At 38.9% G+C, this 19,925-nt stretch carries 21 protein-coding genes and 1 other annotated feature; of the genes, 3 read left to right on the forward strand and 18 right to left on the reverse strand.

Annotation, left to right across the window (positions count from 1 at the left end):
* Positions 1-68 precede the first annotated feature (68 nt).
* From metG to AC5WOE_RS17855, 6 genes are all read right to left on the reverse strand, one after another.
* Positions 69-2,039 (reverse strand): methionine--tRNA ligase, encoded by a 1,971-nt coding sequence (metG, locus tag AC5WOE_RS17830; protein ID WP_496051141.1) that lies wholly within the window; start codon positions 2,037-2,039, stop codon positions 69-71.
* Positions 2,040-2,078: 39 nt separating this feature from the next.
* Positions 2,079-2,306 (reverse strand) — a binding site (T-box leader).
* A gap of 78 nt (positions 2,307-2,384) precedes the next feature.
* A complete protein-coding gene (locus AC5WOE_RS17835) occupies positions 2,385-2,690 on the reverse strand; it encodes a winged helix-turn-helix transcriptional regulator (protein WP_496051140.1) in 306 nt (101 codons plus the stop codon).
* 170 nt (positions 2,691-2,860) lie between these two features.
* Entirely contained in the window at positions 2,861-3,823 is a 963-nt protein-coding gene (locus tag AC5WOE_RS17840; protein WP_496051139.1) for a GDP-mannose 4,6-dehydratase, read from the reverse strand.
* A 321-nt stretch (positions 3,824-4,144) separates the two neighbouring features.
* A complete protein-coding gene (locus AC5WOE_RS17845; protein ID WP_496051138.1) occupies positions 4,145-4,843 on the reverse strand; it encodes a hypothetical protein in 699 nt (232 codons plus the stop codon).
* A 192-nt stretch (positions 4,844-5,035) separates the two neighbouring features.
* A complete protein-coding gene (locus tag AC5WOE_RS17850; RefSeq protein WP_496051137.1) occupies positions 5,036-6,874 on the reverse strand; it encodes an ATP-binding protein in 1,839 nt (612 codons plus the stop codon).
* A 14-nt stretch (positions 6,875-6,888) separates the two neighbouring features.
* Positions 6,889-7,839, reverse strand: a complete 951-nt coding sequence (locus tag AC5WOE_RS17855; RefSeq protein ID WP_496051136.1) for a DNA double-strand break repair nuclease NurA — start codon at positions 7,837-7,839, stop codon at positions 6,889-6,891.
* A gap of 190 nt (positions 7,840-8,029) precedes the next feature.
* On the opposite strand from AC5WOE_RS17855, the gene AC5WOE_RS17860 reads away from it, so the two are divergent.
* Complete coding sequence (locus AC5WOE_RS17860) at positions 8,030-8,302, forward strand: AbrB/MazE/SpoVT family DNA-binding domain-containing protein (RefSeq protein ID WP_496051135.1); 273 nt, start codon at positions 8,030-8,032, stop codon at positions 8,300-8,302.
* Positions 8,303-8,458: 156 nt separating this feature from the next.
* Here the strand turns inward: AC5WOE_RS17860 and AC5WOE_RS17865 are convergent, their stop codons facing one another.
* The 11 genes from AC5WOE_RS17865 to pnuC form a co-directional block, all read right to left on the reverse strand.
* A complete protein-coding gene (locus tag AC5WOE_RS17865) occupies positions 8,459-8,854 on the reverse strand; it encodes a hypothetical protein (protein WP_496051134.1) in 396 nt (131 codons plus the stop codon).
* A gap of 96 nt (positions 8,855-8,950) precedes the next feature.
* Entirely contained in the window at positions 8,951-9,826 is an 876-nt protein-coding gene (gene rsmI / locus AC5WOE_RS17870; protein ID WP_496051133.1) for a 16S rRNA (cytidine(1402)-2'-O)-methyltransferase, read from the reverse strand.
* Positions 9,819-10,082, reverse strand: coding sequence for a GIY-YIG nuclease family protein (locus AC5WOE_RS17875; protein ID WP_496051132.1), 264 nt, complete (start codon positions 10,080-10,082; stop codon positions 9,819-9,821). The genes rsmI and AC5WOE_RS17875 overlap by 8 nt, the downstream gene beginning before the upstream one ends.
* Before the next feature lie 44 nt (positions 10,083-10,126).
* Entirely contained in the window at positions 10,127-10,483 is a 357-nt protein-coding gene (locus AC5WOE_RS17880) for an initiation-control protein YabA (RefSeq protein ID WP_496051131.1), read from the reverse strand.
* A gap of 80 nt (positions 10,484-10,563) precedes the next feature.
* Positions 10,564-11,367, reverse strand: a complete 804-nt coding sequence (locus AC5WOE_RS17885; RefSeq protein ID WP_496051130.1) for a PSP1 domain-containing protein — start codon at positions 11,365-11,367, stop codon at positions 10,564-10,566.
* Between the two features lie 126 nt (positions 11,368-11,493).
* Entirely contained in the window at positions 11,494-12,114 is a 621-nt protein-coding gene (gene tmk / locus AC5WOE_RS17890; RefSeq protein ID WP_496051129.1) for a dTMP kinase, read from the reverse strand.
* Between the two features lie 18 nt (positions 12,115-12,132).
* Positions 12,133-13,554: an aminotransferase class I/II-fold pyridoxal phosphate-dependent enzyme gene (locus tag AC5WOE_RS17895; RefSeq protein ID WP_496053157.1), complete on the reverse strand. Its 1,422-nt coding sequence runs from the start codon at positions 13,552-13,554 to the stop codon at positions 12,133-12,135.
* A gap of 116 nt (positions 13,555-13,670) precedes the next feature.
* Complete coding sequence (locus AC5WOE_RS17900; protein ID WP_496051127.1) at positions 13,671-13,844, reverse strand: sigma factor G inhibitor Gin; 174 nt, start codon at positions 13,842-13,844, stop codon at positions 13,671-13,673.
* A 313-nt stretch (positions 13,845-14,157) separates the two neighbouring features.
* A complete protein-coding gene (locus tag AC5WOE_RS17905) occupies positions 14,158-14,937 on the reverse strand; it encodes an SDR family NAD(P)-dependent oxidoreductase (protein ID WP_496051126.1) in 780 nt (259 codons plus the stop codon).
* A 423-nt stretch (positions 14,938-15,360) separates the two neighbouring features.
* Positions 15,361-16,389, reverse strand: coding sequence for an AAA family ATPase (locus AC5WOE_RS17910; RefSeq protein WP_496051125.1), 1,029 nt, complete (start codon positions 16,387-16,389; stop codon positions 15,361-15,363).
* Complete coding sequence (gene pnuC, locus AC5WOE_RS17915; RefSeq protein WP_496051124.1) at positions 16,390-17,025, reverse strand: nicotinamide riboside transporter PnuC; 636 nt, start codon at positions 17,023-17,025, stop codon at positions 16,390-16,392.
* 150 nt (positions 17,026-17,175) lie between these two features.
* Between pnuC and AC5WOE_RS17920 the strand changes: the two genes are divergently transcribed.
* Positions 17,176-18,060, forward strand: a complete 885-nt coding sequence (locus tag AC5WOE_RS17920; RefSeq protein ID WP_496051123.1) for an AraC family transcriptional regulator — start codon at positions 17,176-17,178, stop codon at positions 18,058-18,060.
* Between the two features lie 154 nt (positions 18,061-18,214).
* Positions 18,215-19,306 (forward strand): MFS transporter, encoded by a 1,092-nt coding sequence (locus AC5WOE_RS17925; RefSeq protein WP_496051122.1) that lies wholly within the window; start codon positions 18,215-18,217, stop codon positions 19,304-19,306.
* A gap of 368 nt (positions 19,307-19,674) precedes the next feature.
* On the opposite strand, the gene AC5WOE_RS17930 is transcribed toward AC5WOE_RS17925, so the two are convergent.
* A partial coding sequence (locus AC5WOE_RS17930) for a hypothetical protein (protein WP_496053158.1) occupies positions 19,675-19,925 on the reverse strand: 251 nt, incomplete at its 5' end.

Genomic DNA, 19,925 nt, shown 5'->3' on the forward strand with positions numbered 1-19,925 from the left:
CAAAAATACAATTAAGGGGACCACGACAAAAACAGTGGATTGTAGCCATCATAGCATATTTCTCGTAATTATTTCACCCTTGTGCCATTGGGAATGTCATCCGATACCGTAGACAGCACGAGTTTCTTTCCTTTTTTGGCAGCGAGAATCATTCCTTCCGATCGAACACCTCTTAATGTTACCGGTGCTAGATTAGTAACTGCAATCACTTTTTGCCCAACTAACTGCTCTATTGTATAATATTCTGCTATACCTGATACGACTTGACGTTGTTCACTTCCTAAATCCAATTGAAGCTGTAATAAACGATCAGCTCCTTTTACTGGGGAAACAGCGACAATTTCCGCTACAGTAAGTTCTACTTTAGCAAAGTCATCAATAGAAATATAATCATCTTCTATTTTTTCTGCTGCTTTCTCCTCATTTGCCTTTACTTCAGGCTCCCCGCGACGCTTTGCTGCTTGATCCATGAGCTGTGCAATAGCTGTGAGTTCTTTTTCTACTTCCAAACGAGGGAAAATAGGTTTTTCTTTATTCACTTTTTTACCTGATTGGGTATTCCCAAACTGATGAATCGAATCCCAAACAAGCTCTTCATCAGCTAATTGTAATTGACGAAACATTGCTTTTGGTGATTGGGTCATAAACGGCTGAATCAAAATACCAACTACTCTTAGACTTTCCAACAAGTGATAGAGCACCGAACCAAGTGCTTCTCGTGTTTCTTCCGTTTTTGCTAAGTTCCATGGAGTAGTCGCTTCTATATATTTATTTCCAGCACGCACCAAGTCCCAAATTTGTGTCAGTGCCACTGAAAACTGCATTTTTTCCATTGAATCTTCTACTTTTCGAACCGTTTCAGCAGCTAAACTCACATATGCCTGATCATATTCAGTCGCATTTGGAACATATTCCGGCACAACACCATCAAAATATTTTTCTACCATAGTCAAAGTTCGATGAAGTAGATTTCCAAGATCATTGGCCAGATCTGCATTGATACGCTCTACAAATGCCTCTGGGGTAAACATTCCATCACTGCCAAATGGAACTTCACGAAGCATATAGTACCTTACTGCATCGAGCCCAAAATGTTCAATTAAAGGAACTGGGTCAATAACATTTCCTTTCGACTTGGACATTTTTTCTCCTTTTACCAAGAAAAATCCATGTCCAAAAACTTTTTTGGGTAATGGTAAACCTAGTGCCATTAAGAAAATGGGCCAATAAATAGTATGGAAACGAACGATTTCTTTTCCAATAAGATGTACATCAGCAGGCCAGTATTTATCAAATTTCGTTGTATCTTCTGTTCCATAGCCAAGTGCTGTGATGTAGTTAGCCAGTGCATCCAACCATACATACACAACATGTTTGGGATTACCAGGAACAGGTACACCCCAATCAAAAGTAGTTCGTGTAACACTTAAATCTTCTAAACCTGGTTTAATAAAGTTTTCGATCATCTCATTTTTGCGAGATACTGGTTCAATAAAATCAGGATTCTCTTCATAATGTTTTAACAAGCGATCTACATACTTGCTCATCCGGAAAAAGTAACTTTCTTCTTTGATTCGGTCTACAGGACGACCGCAATCTGGACACTTCCCATCTTTTACTTGTCGATCCGTGAAAAACGCCTCACATTGAATACAATACCAGCCTTCGTATTCTCCTAAATAAATGTCCCCTTGTTCAAGCAACTGAGCAAATATTTTTTGTACAATTACTTTGTGGCGATCTTGTGTAGTGCGAATGAAATCATTGTAAGAGATATCCAGTTTCCCCCACAACTCTTTGATTCCTACTACAATATCATCGACAAATTTCTGTGGAGTCTTGCCAGCTTCTTCCGCTTTTTTCTGGATTTTTTGTCCATGTTCATCTGTACCTGTCAAGTACATCACATCATAGCCACGAAGCCGTTTATAGCGTGCCATGGTATCTCCTGCTACTGTAGTGTACGCATGACCGATATGCAATTTGTCACTTGGATAATAAATAGGAGTCGTAATATAAAAGGTTTTTTGGTTACTCATCGCAATTCTCCTTTAAAAAATATAAAAACTCGCCCCTATAAAAGGGACGAGATTGTTCACGTGGTACCACCCAAATTCATGTGGAAATGCAAATCCTTTCCACATCTCTAATACCCAGTAACGAGGGTAAACCGTTTTCTTCTACTAAACATTTCAAAGAAACGTCTCCTAGGCCATGTTCCTTCTTCTCTCCTATACCGGCTTTCACCTCACCCGGCTCTCTGTTGATAGGGATCAATAAGTACTCATCCTAATCATGGACATTTTTTCACTCGTTATTATATCGAAAAAAACAAGTAGAAAGCAAGCCGTGCTTCTTTATTCCACCATAACTACACAAATATCTCAATCGCTCCACTTACGAATTCCTAACAGAACTTGAATAAATTCAATTCCTTCTCTAGTTAAAGAATACTTCATTCTTATTGGCTTTTTTGCATATATTTCCTGCTTTATCATTTTATGTTTCTCGAGATGCAGCAGTGTGTCTCGCAAAGAAGTAACACTCATCTCAGCAAACTTTTGCTTCAATTGGTTAAAACGCATGGGACCATAATGCAATTGGGAGATGATAGGAAATGATAACTTCTTTGATATCAATTGAAGAGCTTTACGAATAACATCTATATGCTGCTGTTTTATTTTTTCCATTGTCACCTACCCCTATCTGGTTCACCAGAGTTTCTATAACAGAATGGAATAAGCGCTTCAAACTAATCTTACTGTAAGATAGAAACGATTGACTGATTGCATTCCCCTTAACTAAAATGTAAATCTTCCATCCTTTAATTGATATATTTTATTTGAATATTGTGTAGTTTTTATTTTAAACGCTTTTCTTCCAAAAACCAATTGGCAAATAATAATATCCCTTCTTGAAATGTAACTTTAGGACGAAAACCAATAGACTGTTCTAATCTCCGGATATCGGCTACCTTATGTTTTACTTCACAATCTTGCTCCCCGAGTACCTTTACTTCATGTTTTGTTCCCAGGGCATTAGACAAAACATCTAACATCTGCATAATGTTCACAGATATACCCGACCCTACATTGTATACTTGGTAGCCATTCGTCCACTCCAAAGATAGACGAATCGCTTCTACAACATCACTAATATATGTATAATCTCTCGTACTATCTGGATCAAAGATAGTAACTGGTTTACCCGCTATCATTTGCTCTGCAAACTTGTGCATCGCCATGTCAGGGCGCTGCCCTGGCCCAAATGTTGTAAACAACCTTAGAACTGTGATATCAAAACCATAAAGTTGATAAAACAACTGGCAGTAATTTTCTGCAGCCCATTTCGAAGTGGCGTATGGAGAAACAGGCATAGACACAATCTCATCTTCATGAAATGGATAAGGCTCATCAACAGAACCATATATAGAAGAGGAAGAAATAAAAATAAATCGTTTAATTTGATGTTCTGCCGCCAATTGCAACATTTGTACAGTGCCTGTTACATTAACATCACTATAAAGCGCAGGGTCTTCAATTGAAGATCGAGCACATGGAACTGCCGCTAAATGGATAATGGTATCCCAATTTTCTGCTTGAAAAATTTCCTCCATTTGAGACTCATCTCGAATATCCGCCTGATACAATTGAACGCTGGGTATTTTTTTCCATTTCTTTATTCGCTTTTTCTTAACTTCGGCAGGGTAAAATGGATCAAAATTATCTATCACACCTATTTTTTTATACTGGGTAAACAGCGATAAATGTTGTATAAGATTACTTCCAATAAAACCAGCACCACCAGTGATCAACAATTTCATTTCTTCACACTCCGTTAGAATGGGAATTCCCATCTCTCTTAGTTAAAAATCTTTCTTTAGACAGTCCTTTCTATGCATTCTTCACTCTGTAACAAGCCTTTTTATTACGTTACTATATATTTGATTAATAGAAAACTTTATCTAAAAATAACTATTAAACATTAGACAATAAAAACTATCTCTACAGAAAGAAACCAAAATCATCTTATCACATAGCAGAAAAAAATTCTGACTTGGTAATAATTAGTTATTAATACCGAAATAAAGCTCCTACCTTATAAACTGTAGGAGGAATGATTTGAACCATTTATAAGGAAATATTTACTGGAATTTAGTCCTAGACTGTACATTCACTGCTCGCCAATCTAAGTTGGCTTCTTTTGTAATGAGTTGTCCAACTTTAGAGCTTATGAAATCATTGTATTCGTAATATTTTTTATAACCATCTAAACTATAATCATCATATAACTCAAATTCTATTCTTCCAACATCGTTTTTGGATAAATGGAATACAATCAGATTCGAATCAGGATATATTGGAAGAGATACACTGGGAGGTTCTTTTGATTTCATGCTTTCCATACTATTTGGGGGAATCAAAATTAAGACAAGCACTCGTCCCTGACCATCAGGAGCTTGATTTGCTATATCTGATCCAACATAATATGTACCAGGTTTAGAGATAAATGATGGAAATTTTCCCGTTATATTTCCATTATCATATAAATTATTTAGTAGTTCACATTTATCTTCCTCACAACCACCTAATTCATTTAACTTTTTTATATTCAAATCAGTGGAAAAAGTTGCTTCTAATAAATATTCCATAGCATGTCTTTCATACTGGGTTAAATCTCGTTGCATGGTATATGTATTTGTATCCACAGTAGATGTTGTATCCTGTTCACTAGGTTTCTGTTTATCAGCATTATTGTCCGTGTTTATTCCTATACCAATAGAAATACCAATCGTCACAACGACGGCAACCACTACAGCAATTGTAATATTTTTGTTGATCATCCTCTTCATTCCTTATATGCAATTTTATCTTCATGATACATGTTAATATTTTACTATATTCACAGTATTCATGATAGTTTTACCGTTTTTCATCTTAAATAAATAAAAACCCTTTATCCCTTCAAATAACCAGGATAAAAGGTTCTGCTTTGCGAAATATGGGTTTTAATCTTATTTTGCCAGTCAAAATCATTACTTTACTTTTTCATATTGTGTAGCAAAAGGTGTCACTTTGATTTTAATCTGTTTTCTTCTTCCTAAGGTCTCTAATTCTTCTTTTAACCGAACGACATCCCAACTTTTTCCTAATTCACGATTGACATCCGCTAAAACCATCATCAGATCTGTATCAAAAAATGGCATCTTTGCTTTTAATAAATCAACTAATTCTTCTGTTTTACTCGATTGAAGCTGGCGAAGTTCATCAAATGGATTGAGCAGATGAGGGCTTCTTGTATATGCCGCGCGGATACGTAAAAATAATGTTCTTCCATATGCTGCTGATGACACAAAAGTATCTCCTGAGCGAAGGTATGGAAGCCGCTTGCCTTCTTCTTGAGTGAGATCTGTCTCTTCTTTTAATGTAGCAATATCTGTTCCCCGAACAGTTCGAAAAACAAATTTGGTGTTAAGTTGAGCAGTAGTCGTTTCGTCGAGTAAGGTCGGCCTTTGAGTAGCAAGTATTAAAAAAACACCATATTTTCGCCCTTCTTGGGCAATTTCTTTGATAATCGCTTTCGCTGGTGAATCAATCGCTTTAGGTGCAAAATTATGCGCTTCATCTGTCACAATAACAAACGGTGGAAAGAAGTGTCCTTCTTCCCCATTCATCCGAGCATCTTTGTACTCTCGGCGTTTGCGGTATAAGCTTCCTATCACATAGTTGGCAAATACTTGCAGCACCCATGACGGTCCTTGAACAACTACTAGTTTCCCTTGCTCGAGACCACGCTCAATAGAATGAATATCTTGGTGGAAAAGACCAGCACGCTCTAAACGCATCAAACGCCACCTAACACCTTTGATTGAAGCTAGTGGTAAATCCCCATACTTTCGTTTCAACTCCTGTAAATCTATCGCTCGCTGTCCCTCTGCATAAGAAATACTATCCCTTTTACCTTGGCGATCAAACGCATTCCCCTCTTCTAATGCTTCTACTAAATTAGCAATTCGATCACTAAATGAGGTAAATGAATCCTTCGGCTTATGCAGCATCTGCACCACATTTGTCATTGCCTCTGAAAATTGATCACCAACTGTACGCAAAAGATTGATGAGATCATTGGTTGTCAATGCTTCAAATGAAATACCAATCTCCTTCCCGACAGCCAACCGAATGAATTTAGACTGCAAGGGAGCAGCTTTTTTCTCTAGTTCCGGGAGATAATCAGTAAAATCCATCTCAAAATGTGGATCAAAAACAAGAGTTGGAATCGAAAGCTTCATCAATTCCTCCAACATCACTCGTAAACCAAAAGATTTCCCCGAACCAGAACCCCCGAAAATCCCCATGTGAGGATACTGCTGCATCGTACGGATATCAAATAAAAACGGAACACCATGCTGAGGACGCAATTCATTTTGTTCCATCATCACTACCTGATTATGTAGATCATCAGTCATAGAAGCAATCAATGAATCCGTACCTCTAATTTCCCCCAGCACCATGCCATCTTCTGGTGTTGTTTTGATCAGTAGATGGCGTACTTCTTCAAAATGGGGTAATCTCACCATCGATCCTGTTCGTATAGGATGAATCGCTTCTTCTAATAAACGAACTTTAGCTAAATTAATTTCTTCAGACTCCACATCATAACCAATCTGCTGCAACGTTTGTAATACTTGAGCATCCACAATAGACTTGTCCAATCCCATCGGAATCAGTCTGTTATAGGATAATGTTTCGACTACTTCTCCAATTGGATCTCCTAATACATCATCCACCATCACTAGAAACTCATTGATACAAAACTTTCTTTCTCTAGAAACAATATACACTTCTTGTTGTGTCGTAACCCCAACTACTTGCATCTTCTCTCTCCCTACTAAATAATTCTCTCATCCCGCTTGGTCACTAAGAGACGTCTCCGTAAATCTTCATCAATATATTCTTCTACCATTGTCTGCACCAGTGCATTGGTCACCCGAACTTGATTATCTACAATATCCAACCAGTAAGGGATACCTCTTCCTTGACGGGGAGTTAAGCTGTAAACCAATCGTATCAGATCAAATTGGTCCTCAAGCTGTCCCATGATACCATCCAATCCAATCGGCACAGGACTGTCAGAGGGCCGAAAAACAGCCCTCCACATTTTCCCGCCAAAATAGCGTTCATCGAGTAAGAATGCCTCTCCTACTTCAAGCACGCCGTAAAGTAAATCGCGATCAGTCCAACCTTTGTATTCGGGAAAAAGTTCATGAACCAATGTACTTGTCCCCATTTCTTCTGCAATCCCGATCACACTTACTTTTTCTTCTAAGGCCACTCGTTGTACTGTTTCCCATTTTCCCATGTCATCTATATGGTAGTGCAAAAGAGAACCATCCATCAACATCGCTTTTGGATGCCATTCTCTCATCGCTTGAATAGCCACTTCCATTTCCAAATTTGATAAGAGTGCACCTCTCTTTCTTGCATGGCGAGCAGGTTCTTGTTCTTTCTCCATCTCTTCTTCTAATAACGGCGTATATACATCTGCGGCCCATTTCTCTCCGCCTCTTGTCGCTTTTGCCAAAGCTTGGAAAACAGATAATACTCTTTTTTCCGTTCCTTTGGTAGAATTGACAGAACCATCCACACCTACAACACTCTTGTCACCTAGTAATTTATCTAATTCATTTTTTGGTAATTTGTCAAAACGATGAAATCTACCTGCCTTCTGCAATTTTTGTCGAATATCAGAAGGCTGATAATACTGACTTGGGAACTGTTTCCTTAATGATTCATTTACTTGTTTTAACTTATCTTTAAGCTCTACAGATACTGGTATCAATAGAATCTCTCCTTTTCCTAACAAGTTTCCAACATTCTTCAAGAAATTTTCTATAATTACCCTATTGTAATATTGACTGGTATGGGAATCGCTGGTATGATGAGGAAGAATTAAATGATGTCGAAATTTGACGGCAATTATAAAGAGAAAAAAATAACACCAAAGATCAGAATTGAGAGGAGAATCAAGTATGTTGAAATCTACTGGTATTGTACGTAAAGTGGACGAATTGGGTCGAGTGGTGATTCCTATCGAATTGCGTCGAACTTTAGGTATTGGTGAAAAAGATGCTCTTGAAATTTATGTCGATGGTGAGCGCATTGTATTGAAAAAATATGAACCAGCATGTATCTTCACTGGCGAAGTGGATGAAACGGTTCGTTATAAAAATAAAGTAGTAAGCCGCAAATGTATCGAAGAAATGTACGAACTCATTCATGGAAATACAGTTACCGCTGAATAATTTCTCCTATCAAACATAACATATCGCAACAAAGAAACACATACAAAAAACCGAGCTGATCAGGCTCGGTTTTTGTTCTATTTGAAAGTAGAAATATGTTCGTGGCCTCGAATCAGGGAGATTGGTACTCTCTACCTAATCCGAGGTTCCCACGTTCTACGCAGCCAGCGTCAGGCCCATCTTTTGGAAGAGCTCGACGAGCAGACGACTGCTGTACGGACGGCCGAGCTTCTTCTTCTCCAGCTCTTTGCCGTAAGCGATGTACACCTTCTCCTCCGATTCGCTGACCGAACCGAACTGAGCCGACCAGTTCTCCTCGCAGCTCTCCATCATGCTGGAGAGAAAGTCCTCACGCACTCGACATTCTTCTTCGTTGGGGAAGACACGCTTGCTCAGGGGGATGATCCTGTTGAACAGAAGATCAACCGACGCCTGATACTCATCCTCACCCTTGGTGACGTTGTTCGCCTGCACCAGCATGGCGAACACGAGGTAGATCTTCTCTCGAAGATCCTGAGAGATCCGAAAGTAACCGAGCTCTGTCTGGTTCATGGCTTGCTCCTGCGTCTTTGCAGAACGTGGGGGTGTTTCTGGCTCTATTCTAACAAAAACCTCATAATTTGTAACCTATTAATTCCCAATATTCCCTTAATGATCATGATATATCTGATATATTTCCCGCTTTGGAACTCCACGATCATTTGCAACTTGGCGGATAGCCGATTTTTTATCCATTCCTTCTGCTAGATAATGTTGCACATGTTGGACAACTTTTAATTCTTTCCACCAATTATCTTCTGGTGCACTTTGGTCTTCAGATGCACCTTTTATTACCACGCAATATTCACCTAAAACCTCTGTGTCATTTATATAAGTAAGCACTTCATTAATAGTACCACGCAGCCATTCTTCGTGTTTTTTCGTGAGTTCTCTGGCAACTGTCACCTTTCTATCCCCCAAAATCTCAGCACAATCTTGTAACATTTGTTTCACACGATGTGGTGCTTCATAGAAGAGGAGTGTAGTGGGCATTTTGGACCATCGCTGTAACTCTTTCTGCCGATCTTTCTTGTGCCGCGGTAAAAAGCCAATGAAGGTAAATGGCTGTGCAGCAATACCAGAAGCTACCAATGCATTTATGGCTGCATTTGGCCCTGAAATAGGAATCACACTGATCCCAGCTTTTATTGCTGCATTTACCAATATTTCACCTGGATCAGATATGGCAGGCATTCCCGCATCACTTACTACTGCAACCGATTTCCCAGCTTGTAACTGCTCTACAATATCTGCGGTTTTGGAGACTTCATTATGTTCATGCAAACTGATAAGTGGAGTACTAAATTCAAAATAGGAGAGAAGCTTGCGAGTATGTCTTGTATCTTCAGCTGCAATAAAATCAACTGTTTTTAAGATATCGATTGCCCGAGGGCTCATTTCATTTAGATTACCAATCGGTGTTCCAACCACATACAGCTTGCCGAGCCCTTCTTGATCATTTGCAAAACTCTTTTGTCTATTCATCCATTTGTTCTCCTAAATAAGTTTGAACTAGTCGCTGCTTTCTTTCCCTTGGCCATGATTTGACTTCCCATTCCCTCTTTAATGCAAGCGATTTATTTAAAACAGTTTCTTGATAGATTAATTTTACAGGTAAACGGGCGCGAGTATATTTAGAAGCTTTACCTAATTGATGCTGTTTCAATCTGTAACTCAATCTATTGGTTATACCTGTATAATAAGTCCCATCACAACATTCTAAAATGTAAACCGTATACATTACAACATCCTATCTACGAAAAAGACGCCGGCATGCCGGCGCTTCTAGTCTTCTCTAGTCTTATCGAGGAATGCGATACAAAATAAACAGTTGCCGTCTGTACGCATTCGACCATAGTGTACATTGCATATATGAAACCCTTCATCATACAGATTCATCAAATGATGATTTCCGATACTCTGGTGTAGAGTTGTTTGGCCTGCTTCATCTGAAAAAGCAGCAGCATTCTCTCCAGAAACTTCTTGTTGTAATTTGCGTAGTTGATCATTCTCGAGGGTGAGACGAGTGTTTTCTTCCATGAGATGAACAATTTCCGACTTCAAACCGCCCAGCTCTTTGTATAATTCACCAATCTGCTCCTCTACTTGTGCAACTCGCTTAAAAATAGCTTGTTTGTCCAAATCTCCACCCCACTTTCTTTCAAAGGATGAATCTCATACCTTCTCTCTTACAAGCTAGCTCGTAGGGGGCAATAGAAGCGTCACGCTTCAACAGTAACTTCATCTAGCGAGTGTTCCACCATCGCACCTGTACCATCCAGTTGTACTTTTACTTTGCGTTCGATCAAATCGAGCAACATCACTTGACCGATGCCTTCTGGAGTAAATACAGCATCACCAATATCTGGCAATGTTTCCTTTGTTTGCTCATAATTATCGTTTTCATATTTTAAACAACACATTAAACGTCCACACAATCCAGAAATTTTGGTTGGGTTGAGGGAAAGATTTTGATCTTTAGCCATTTTGATCGAAACAGGCTCAAAATCCCCCAAGAACGAAGAGCAACAAAGGACTCGACCACAGGGACCAATCCCGCCTAACATTTTTGCCTCATCTCGAACTCCAATCTGTCTAAGCTCTATTCGTGTTCGGAATACTGCTGCCAAATCACGAACTAACTCACGAAAATCAACACGACCATCTGCCGTAAAATAAAATATCAATTTATTGCGATCAAAGGTATATTCTGCATCAACTAATTTCATCTCTAGCTGATGTTCTCTTACCTTTTCGGAACAAATTTGCAGCGCTTGTGCAGCAGCAATTTGATTGGATTGCTGCTTCAGGATATCCTCTGGTGTCGCAAGACGAAGGACACTTTTTAAGGGAAGAACCACTTCATCTTCTTCTACGAAACGAACTCCCCAAACAACTTTGCCAAATTCGATCCCTCTTACTGTTTCTACAATAACAGCTGAGTCTCGCTCCATCTTGAGATCATCAGGGTTAAAGAAGTATATCTTACCCGCTTCTTTGAAACGGACACCTATTACTTTTAACATTGCTGATCAACCCTCCAACTCCGGAATATCCATATCCCATCGTTGTTCATATACAACACTATCTATTCATCTATTCTATCATCGTTAGATTCGCTTCGGCAAATGAAAAGAAATCCAATACTATATTTATAAGTACGAATGTATATCTTGAACTATTTCTTCAAAGATAGTTTTTTTGCTTCTGGTGGCATCAATCAGCATTATTCGTTCTTTGTTCTCTTCCGCTATTGCTAAATATCCATGACGAACACGTTCATGAAATACTAGCGATTTTTGCTCCATCCTGTCTTTCCCACTGCTGCGCATCCCAATCCTTTTCTGAGATAGAGAAAGCGGGAGGTCTAACAAATAAGTACGATTGGGAACATAATCCCCGATAGCTTGTCGATTTATTTGCCTGACATCATCCAATGGTATTCCAGCGCCATAAGCTTGATAAGCTACGGTAGAATCAATAAACCGATCACATAATACGATTTTTCCTTCCTTTAAAGCAGGAATAACCACTTGCTCCATCAATTGCGCCCTAGAAGCAGCATACAAAAATAACTCTGCCAATCGAGAAAAAGGTTCTTTTATAGAAGGATCTAGTAAAACTTTACGAATTTCCGTCCCAATTTTCGTTCCACCAGGATCTCGAACTTGGATGACGGAATGATCTATCGATAGATATTCGTATAACTTCGCTATTTGGGTAGATTTTCCTACTCCTTCAATTCCTTCAAAAGTGATAAATGTGCCTTTCATTTTGTTGACCTCATTTTACTAATTGTATACTTGAACCCAGTACTCATCTTTGTGCTTTTTTAAACCTCGAACATTTCTCCCCTGTGAGATCAAACCCAATAAATAATCAATTTCTTCCTGATGGATGGTTTCCCCCATGAGCACAAGAGGAAATCCCGGAGGATAGGGTAACAAATGATTAGCGCTTCTCTTCCCAATTGCCTGAGATACAGGAATAAAACAGCGCTCCATTGTTCTACATTCGGCATAAGGAAGAATCTCTCCTTCTCTTGGAGTAAGCATAGACAGATTCTTTTGTGGACGTTTCACCTGATTTTCTTCATGCAACTGGGCCAAACAGTGATATAGGTAATCAAGTTCTGATTGTTTTGTTCCTAATGAGAAAACAATCAACACCTTTTGATCATCCACTAACTCCACATATATCTTCTTTGCTTCTAGAGCCTTTGCCAATTCATAACCAGAATAGAAAATACTAGACAAGGAAAGTTTCATCGGCTCCATCATTCCCAAAATCGTATTTTCTTTTAATTGAGGTAGCTCACGAATTCTTCGGCGAAAATATTGGATATGATGAATCGCTTCGGTAAGCTGATTTTTACCTTCTATCACCATGTATCGTCTTGCTAGATCCAGTGAAGCCAGCAATAGATAAGAAGGGCTACTAGATTGAACCATCCTTAGGTACATATCAATTGATTCTACATCTATCAACCCTTTTTTGATATGAAGCATCGAGGACATGGTAAGTGAAGGCAGAAGTTTATGAGTAGATTGTATGCAAATATCTGCTCCATAGGAGATAGCCCGATCTGGTAGATCTGGATGGAAACCAAAATGAGCACCGTGTGCTTCATCTACGATTAGAGGAATATGCCGTCGATGCACAATTCGAGCTAACTCCTCGATTTGTTGTACAACACCATAATAGGTTGGACTGGTTAAAATTACCGCTTTTGCATCTGGATGCATTTCTAGTAAATGCTCAACTGTATCAGATGAGGCAGGCATTTCCAGACCCGAATCAGGATCCATTGTATATGGAATTGGCACAACCGTTGCACCTGCCAAGAAAGCTCCATGAAACACAGATTGATGACAGTGACGTGCAACCAAAATTTTATCTTTTGGCTTGCATAGTGCAAGGATAGTGGCAAGAATACCAGCAGTTGTTCCACCTACCAAAAAACGAGTCTGATCTGCTCCAAAAGCATTTGCTGCTAACTGTTGTGCTTCCTTAATAACTCCCGTAGGTGCATGGAGATCATCTAGATCCCCAACTTCCGTTAGATCAATAGGTAAAAGGGAAGAAAAATGAAGAGAGGCCTCTCGATCAAATACTTGCCCCGCTTTATGTCCAGGTACATGAAAATTTGCTTGTGAAATAGATGCGTGATGTAGTAGTGCTTCCCATAATGGGGCTCTAGTGTGATTGAACATGGTGCTCCCTTTCTCCTAGCGAATACTCTTTTCATTTCTTTCTAAAAAATAAGATGATTCCTAACTGACAAGAAGCGACTCTTCATTAGAGCCGCTAACTTGTTCCTGTCTAAAGCCTACCAGATCTCTTTTAGTCTGGCTATATAGAAATCATAAACCTGATCCGCCTGTTTCACACCCACAATATCTTGTTCACAAATCGTGCATATGGGTTGATCCAATATTAGCAGAACGTCTCTGCGTTCTTTTTCACAGACAATACATGTCTGGGGCTCTTTACATGATTCCATCTTTATCGCCCACCTTTAACTAACTTTCTTTCTATTTTCATTTTTCCCAATCTGCCGATTAAAGATACAGGTTGTTTTCATTTAGTTCTATTTATAAGAACTTCCTAATAGAACAGATGAACTCGTTTTTTACATATTATTTCAATGAAAATGGAATAGTAAAGGTGAGGAGGACAGAAAAATGGTAGCAAAAACAATAATAACATTTTTATTTGCATACTTTATTCCAGTACTCATTTTAGCTCGTATCTGCTTTTTTTGTGTTGTCCATTTTCGAAAAAGAGTTTAGTATCCCAGAATTGAATAACTAATGTTACCCTCGTGTTTCTTGCAGCTTACGTACAATTTTAGTCACTAACTTTCTTGGTACAAAGCGTGTCGAAAAAGCTAAGATGCGATTTTTCCATCCAGGAATGACTACTGCTCTTCCATGCAAAAACGCATTAAATCCTAGTTTGGCAACAGTTTTCACGTCCATTACTCCAGTTTGAAAAAGCTTAGATGCCTTCAGGTTTGCCCGTTCTTCAAAACCTGTGGCGGTAGGACCAGGACACAGAGCAGTAACGGTTACACCTGTACCAATCAATTCATTTGCAATAGCTTCTGAAAAAGAGAGAACATAAGCTTTTGTTGCATAATAAACAGCCATCAAAGGACCCGGTTGGAAGGATGCTGTAGAAGCAACATTGAGCACTCCACCCCTTTTATTGGCAACCATTTGAGGTAAAAGACGCTTCGTTAGATCCGTCAATACAGATATATTTAGAGTGATCATATCCATTTCTACTTTGCTGTCTGTTTTTGCAAATGAGCCATATAAGCCAAATCCTGCGTTATTTACCAAGTAATCAATCTTAAGCGCTTTTTCATCTAGCTCTTTTATCAATTCATCAACAGCACCCAGTTGCACTAAATCTTTAGCGATATAATCCAATTTTGCTCCATATTTTTCTTTTAGAATTTGTTGTAGTTCCTTTAGCTTTATTTCATTTCTGGCGACTGCAATGACGTCGTAACCCGCTTCTGCAAACAACAAAGCCAACTCCCAGCCGATTCCACTAGAAGCCCCCGTGATAAGTACTGTTTCTTTCATGTAAGTACCATCCTTTTAACAACGGTATAAGTTTTTTTATGTACCATTTTAAACATTTAACTATTTGCTTTTATTGTGGCATAGTTTACGAGAAGTTTCAAAATAATTGCGGGGCAAGATGAGGGTGATTCAAGGTGCATATACTTTCCGCATAATTCAATGGGGATAATTGGCTGCCGAGCAGACCCACCAACTAGTGAGCCTACTCGGCAAGAAGCGCTAGCTCTTCTGATTCTGGTCTTGTTTCTGGACCCGGTTGTGGCTGTGGTCCAACGGGTTCTGCAACAGCTTGCAGATCACCCAAAAAACCGCCACAATCAAGAGGAGGAAAAACACATCCCCGAAAGTTTCCAAGAAAACCTCCTTAATTAGCTCTTACCACACCATTGTACCTTCTATTAGTTATCATTCCTATATCCTACTTTAAAATAACAGTAAATTTCCTAAACTATCATATTTCCTATATTTTGCTAACACCTTTCTCACTCGCTCTATACGTTCATCCAATGGTCCTTTTAGTGGAATAAATGGGATTCTTCGTTCCAACAAATCTGCTTGTATTAGCTTTTGGAATATCCCACGGTGTACTGCTCCAGACCGATCCCACGTATCCTCGTACGGTATATCATTTTCACAGAGAAAAACGAGGTCATATCTTCTACTAGCTTGCTCCGCAAGTTCCACTAATTTCGGATGAGATTCACCATGATAATCTTGCGAAAAGAGATAGGTGGTAATCGCATTCGTGTCTACAAATAAATATTGATTGGCTTCCTCGGTTTTCTCCTCTTCTCGCTGAATATGTCCGAGTGCTATTTCTAACAATTGTTCTTTGGTCAGCCTCCTGTTTATTTGATGCTTTTCCCAATACTCTCGTCCGTATTCAGGCATCCAAACGGTATCATAAACTTTAGCTAATTGTTCCGTTAACGTTGTTTTCCCAGTAGATGGTGCTCCGAGAAACACCACTTTTGCAATACAATCTGCATAGACAATCGGATGAAGGTATGAACGATTCAAAAAAGGATTTTCTCTTATCTCTGTACCCGATACTGGGTATTTTCTCCTCTGCTCATCTACACTGCGATCAACTGCACCCAATGCTCTGCTCATGTGCTCACCGTAAAATTCACTTGAATAAAAGTGAGTAATGGCTCGCCCAGCTAGTAAATCTAGGATGTATGTCTCTTGTTTTCGTTTAATTTCAGGTGTATCACCTATATCAGATGGCCCATCCCAAGCTTCAATCACTTCAACTGAGGGATAGAGCGTGCGTATCCACTTAGCCCGAACAGATAATGGAATATCCGTAACTTCTGGACTATCATAAATGACTACGAGCACTTCATCCATCTCTTCTACAGCAGTTTGAATCATATACTGGTGTCCGAGATGAAGGGGAGCAAATTTACCAAGAGTAAGGCCGACCTTCTTACTAGCTGTATTTTTCACCTAATGATGTCCCTTCGCCAATAAATATGTTTTTCGCCAAGTTATCAAACCTAATATGGCGATAACTAAAAATACCATGTACAGAAAAGCAACCGAATACAACCCTTTATATAGGTACATTCCTACAGAAAAAACATCCACTGCTATCCAAACATACCAATTTTCTAATATTTTACTCGATAATAAATACTGAGCGATCACGCTGAGTGTAGCTATAAAAGCATCTAGATAGGGAATAGTCGCATCTGTATAATGGGTTAGTACATAACCCCACCCTATGGTTACCACAACAAGAACAAGGAATAGCACAAACATCATCGAAGTAGAAAGTTTTTTTGTAGGCCTTACATCCGCACTTTGTCTTTTGGTCAGCCAAATAATCCAACCTTGGATACTTAGGATAAAAAAGACTACTTGAAGTGTCATATCCGCATATAGTTTTGCCTCGTAAAACATGAAGAAAAAACAACCTACATTAATAAGCCCAATCGGCCAGCACCAAATATTTTCTTTTGTTGTCAACCAAACACATAACAATCCTGTTAGAGTAGCAACCATTTCTAGCGGAGAAGCGGAAAGGTATACACACACCAACATGCAAATATAAATCAAACCTTCACCTAACCATTTTTTCATAAATAAAACCCATCCAATCTAGCTGATATGTATGGCTATAATAAATAGATTACCATATGTAACAAAACGACAAACAATACATATTGGTGCACCAATTGTCGGATGGGGGAAAATCATTTTTGTTATCGTTATAAAGGAGGAGGGTCATCCATGAATGTACTACAGTCGTTAAACCATGCTATCGAATATATTGAGCAAAATCTGAAAGGTAAGATCATTTTTCAAGAAGTAGCCAAACGAAGTTTATGTTCTGAATACCATTTTAGACGAATGTTTTCTCATCTAGCAGGAGTTTCCCTATCCGAATACATTCGCAATAGAAGACTTACACTCGCTGCTTTTGAATTGATGGATGAGGATGACCAAAGAATATTGGATATTGCCGTGAAGTATGGCTATTCATCAGCAGATGCTTTTACTCGGGCATTTCAAAAACTTCATGGTATTCTCCCATCAGAAGTACGTATGAAACAACAAAACTTAAAAGCTTACCCACGGATGACCTTCCAACTAACGATCCGAGGGGGATTAGCAATGAATTACAAAATTGTAGAAAAAGAATCTTTTCGTATGGTAGGAATCAAAAAAAGAGTACCGATTGTATTTCAGGGAATAAACCCAGAAATCGCTTCAATGGCATCCAGTTTAAATCCACGGGATATAAAAGAACTGAAACAGTTATCTAATATCGATCCAAAAGGAATCATTAGTGCTTCCACCAACTTTTCAGAGGGGAGAATGGAGGAGAATGGGGAATTAGATCACTATATCGGTGTAGCAACCAATCATGTCTGTCCACCAAACTGGGTATCACACGAAGTATCAGCAACTACATGGGCTGTATTTGAATCTATTGGCCCATTCCCTGAAACATTACAGAATGTATGGGGACGCATTTATTCGGAATGGTTCCCCTCAACCCAATATGAGTCTACAGATGGACCAGAAATTCTCTGGAATGAGAGCAAAGATTTTTCTTCCAAAACGTTTCGCAGTGAAATCTGGATTCCAGTCAGAAAAACAGGCAGGATTTGATATCTAATTCGAATATTTAGATATCCCCTCTTTTTAAAATTAGAAATGTAAGGGATAATACATGTAAGCTAACAACATGCTGACTCACAGAAACGGCATTTAGATGAAGTATAGAGAACTCTTCATGAAAAAGGGGTACAGAAACCTCAGGAGAGTGGTTTGGACTCAGACTTTTCTGGCTTGGACCCTTCCCTACTATGTTGTTGGGGCAGGTATTCTCATTGGTAAGATGAAGCTTCCTTCCATTCAACTCGGAATCAGTCTTACCACAGTCGTGGTAGGTTGCATCTTGGGGCACAATCTCGGTAGCCTGTTGAACTCACGCATGGAACCTAAAAAAGTGCTAGTGGTATCCATGCCAATGATACTGACATGTAATACGGGCTTTCTCTTGGCTCAGAAGTCATACCTACTAATCACTATGCTGCTTTTTTTCCATGGTGTGCTCGTTGGGGTAAACTTCACCAGTGTGAACGCCGTATATCGAGAACTGTTGCCAGATGAACCAGATGAGCGTCAGGTCATCAAGTCTAAGTTCTCTCCTCTGCTCAATCTCACGGCAGGCCTTTCAGGCATGGTGGCTACTCTTCTTATGGGGAAGTTTGGGTGGAATATTCCTGACCTTCTTTATGGTCTGCTAGCAACAATCATGGTGTTCCGAGTACAAGTATCAAAGATGAAACCGGTAAAAGAGGACAGAGAACGTAGTCCCCTGTCTCTTCGCTGGAATCTTACAGTAATTGGAATGCCGATTCTGATTGTGTCTCTAATCAGTCGTGTTTTCACCATTTATTTTCCTTTTCTCTCAGGGACTAAAAGTGGAATCTTGCTATTTGCATATTATCTTGCAAATGGCTTTACTGCTGATATGATTACACGGATCGCCATTCGGTATAGCCGAAAGCAGGTTATTCACGGGAGTTTGCTCATCATCGGAATCAACAGTGTTCTATTGAGCTTGGTAACCAATTTTCTCCTTCTCTTGCTGGTATCAGTACTCTCTGGACTCGCTGCTCGTGGGATTAACATTTGTCTGTATACAGAGATGGAGATCTACGCTGAATCTAGATTCCATAAAACAGCAGCAGTTGTAAGTTCCTCATTCCAAACGATGACAGAGGTAGGGAAACTTGTGGGTGGTTTTTTTGTTGGCTATTTCCTTGTGAATTCGTACCTCTGGTTCTTCATTGTACCTCTGATTGGGTTTATTCTAGTTGTGGAGAAAAAACGACAGAAAACCAGTTAGATAAACCCTTGGGCGGTAGATTAATAATCTCCGCCCACAAGTTTTTCTATACTAATTACAATAATGATAGTAATAATTAACAAACAGCTTTTCTTCCCCTTTATTTTTTACACATAAGAGATATAATACTCTTTCCTTATTATTACTCTTGATTTTATATATAGTGAGGTTTTATGAACCTGATAACCATCTCCATTTTAAATAAATATCCACAATCCAATTGTATGTTAGCCTGCTCTTTTGTATCTTTTAAGATTTTCAAAGCCTTTTACGCGATCTTGAAATTTGTAAACTCAATATTACTTCATCTGTCTCAAGATCATAAGGATAGAACGAAAAATCATTTACAACAGGCGAAAAAGAAATTCTTACTTTTCATATTGGGTACAAAACTCATAGATATTCACTTTGTAAAATGAATCAATACTTGGATCATCAAAATCATAGGAAGGCAGCGTACAAAATACAGAAATCAGCTCATACTCTTCTGGTAATTTTATACCATCCATCATAGCTCCACCTTCTAAAAAATAAATTAAAAAACCCCAAGTACTGTAAAAAGTACAAGGGGTTTGAATTATTCCCTGAAAACCGAAGAGTGAGTAACACGCCTGATTTA

This window comes from Shimazuella sp. NTD248, from assembly GCF_059510395.1.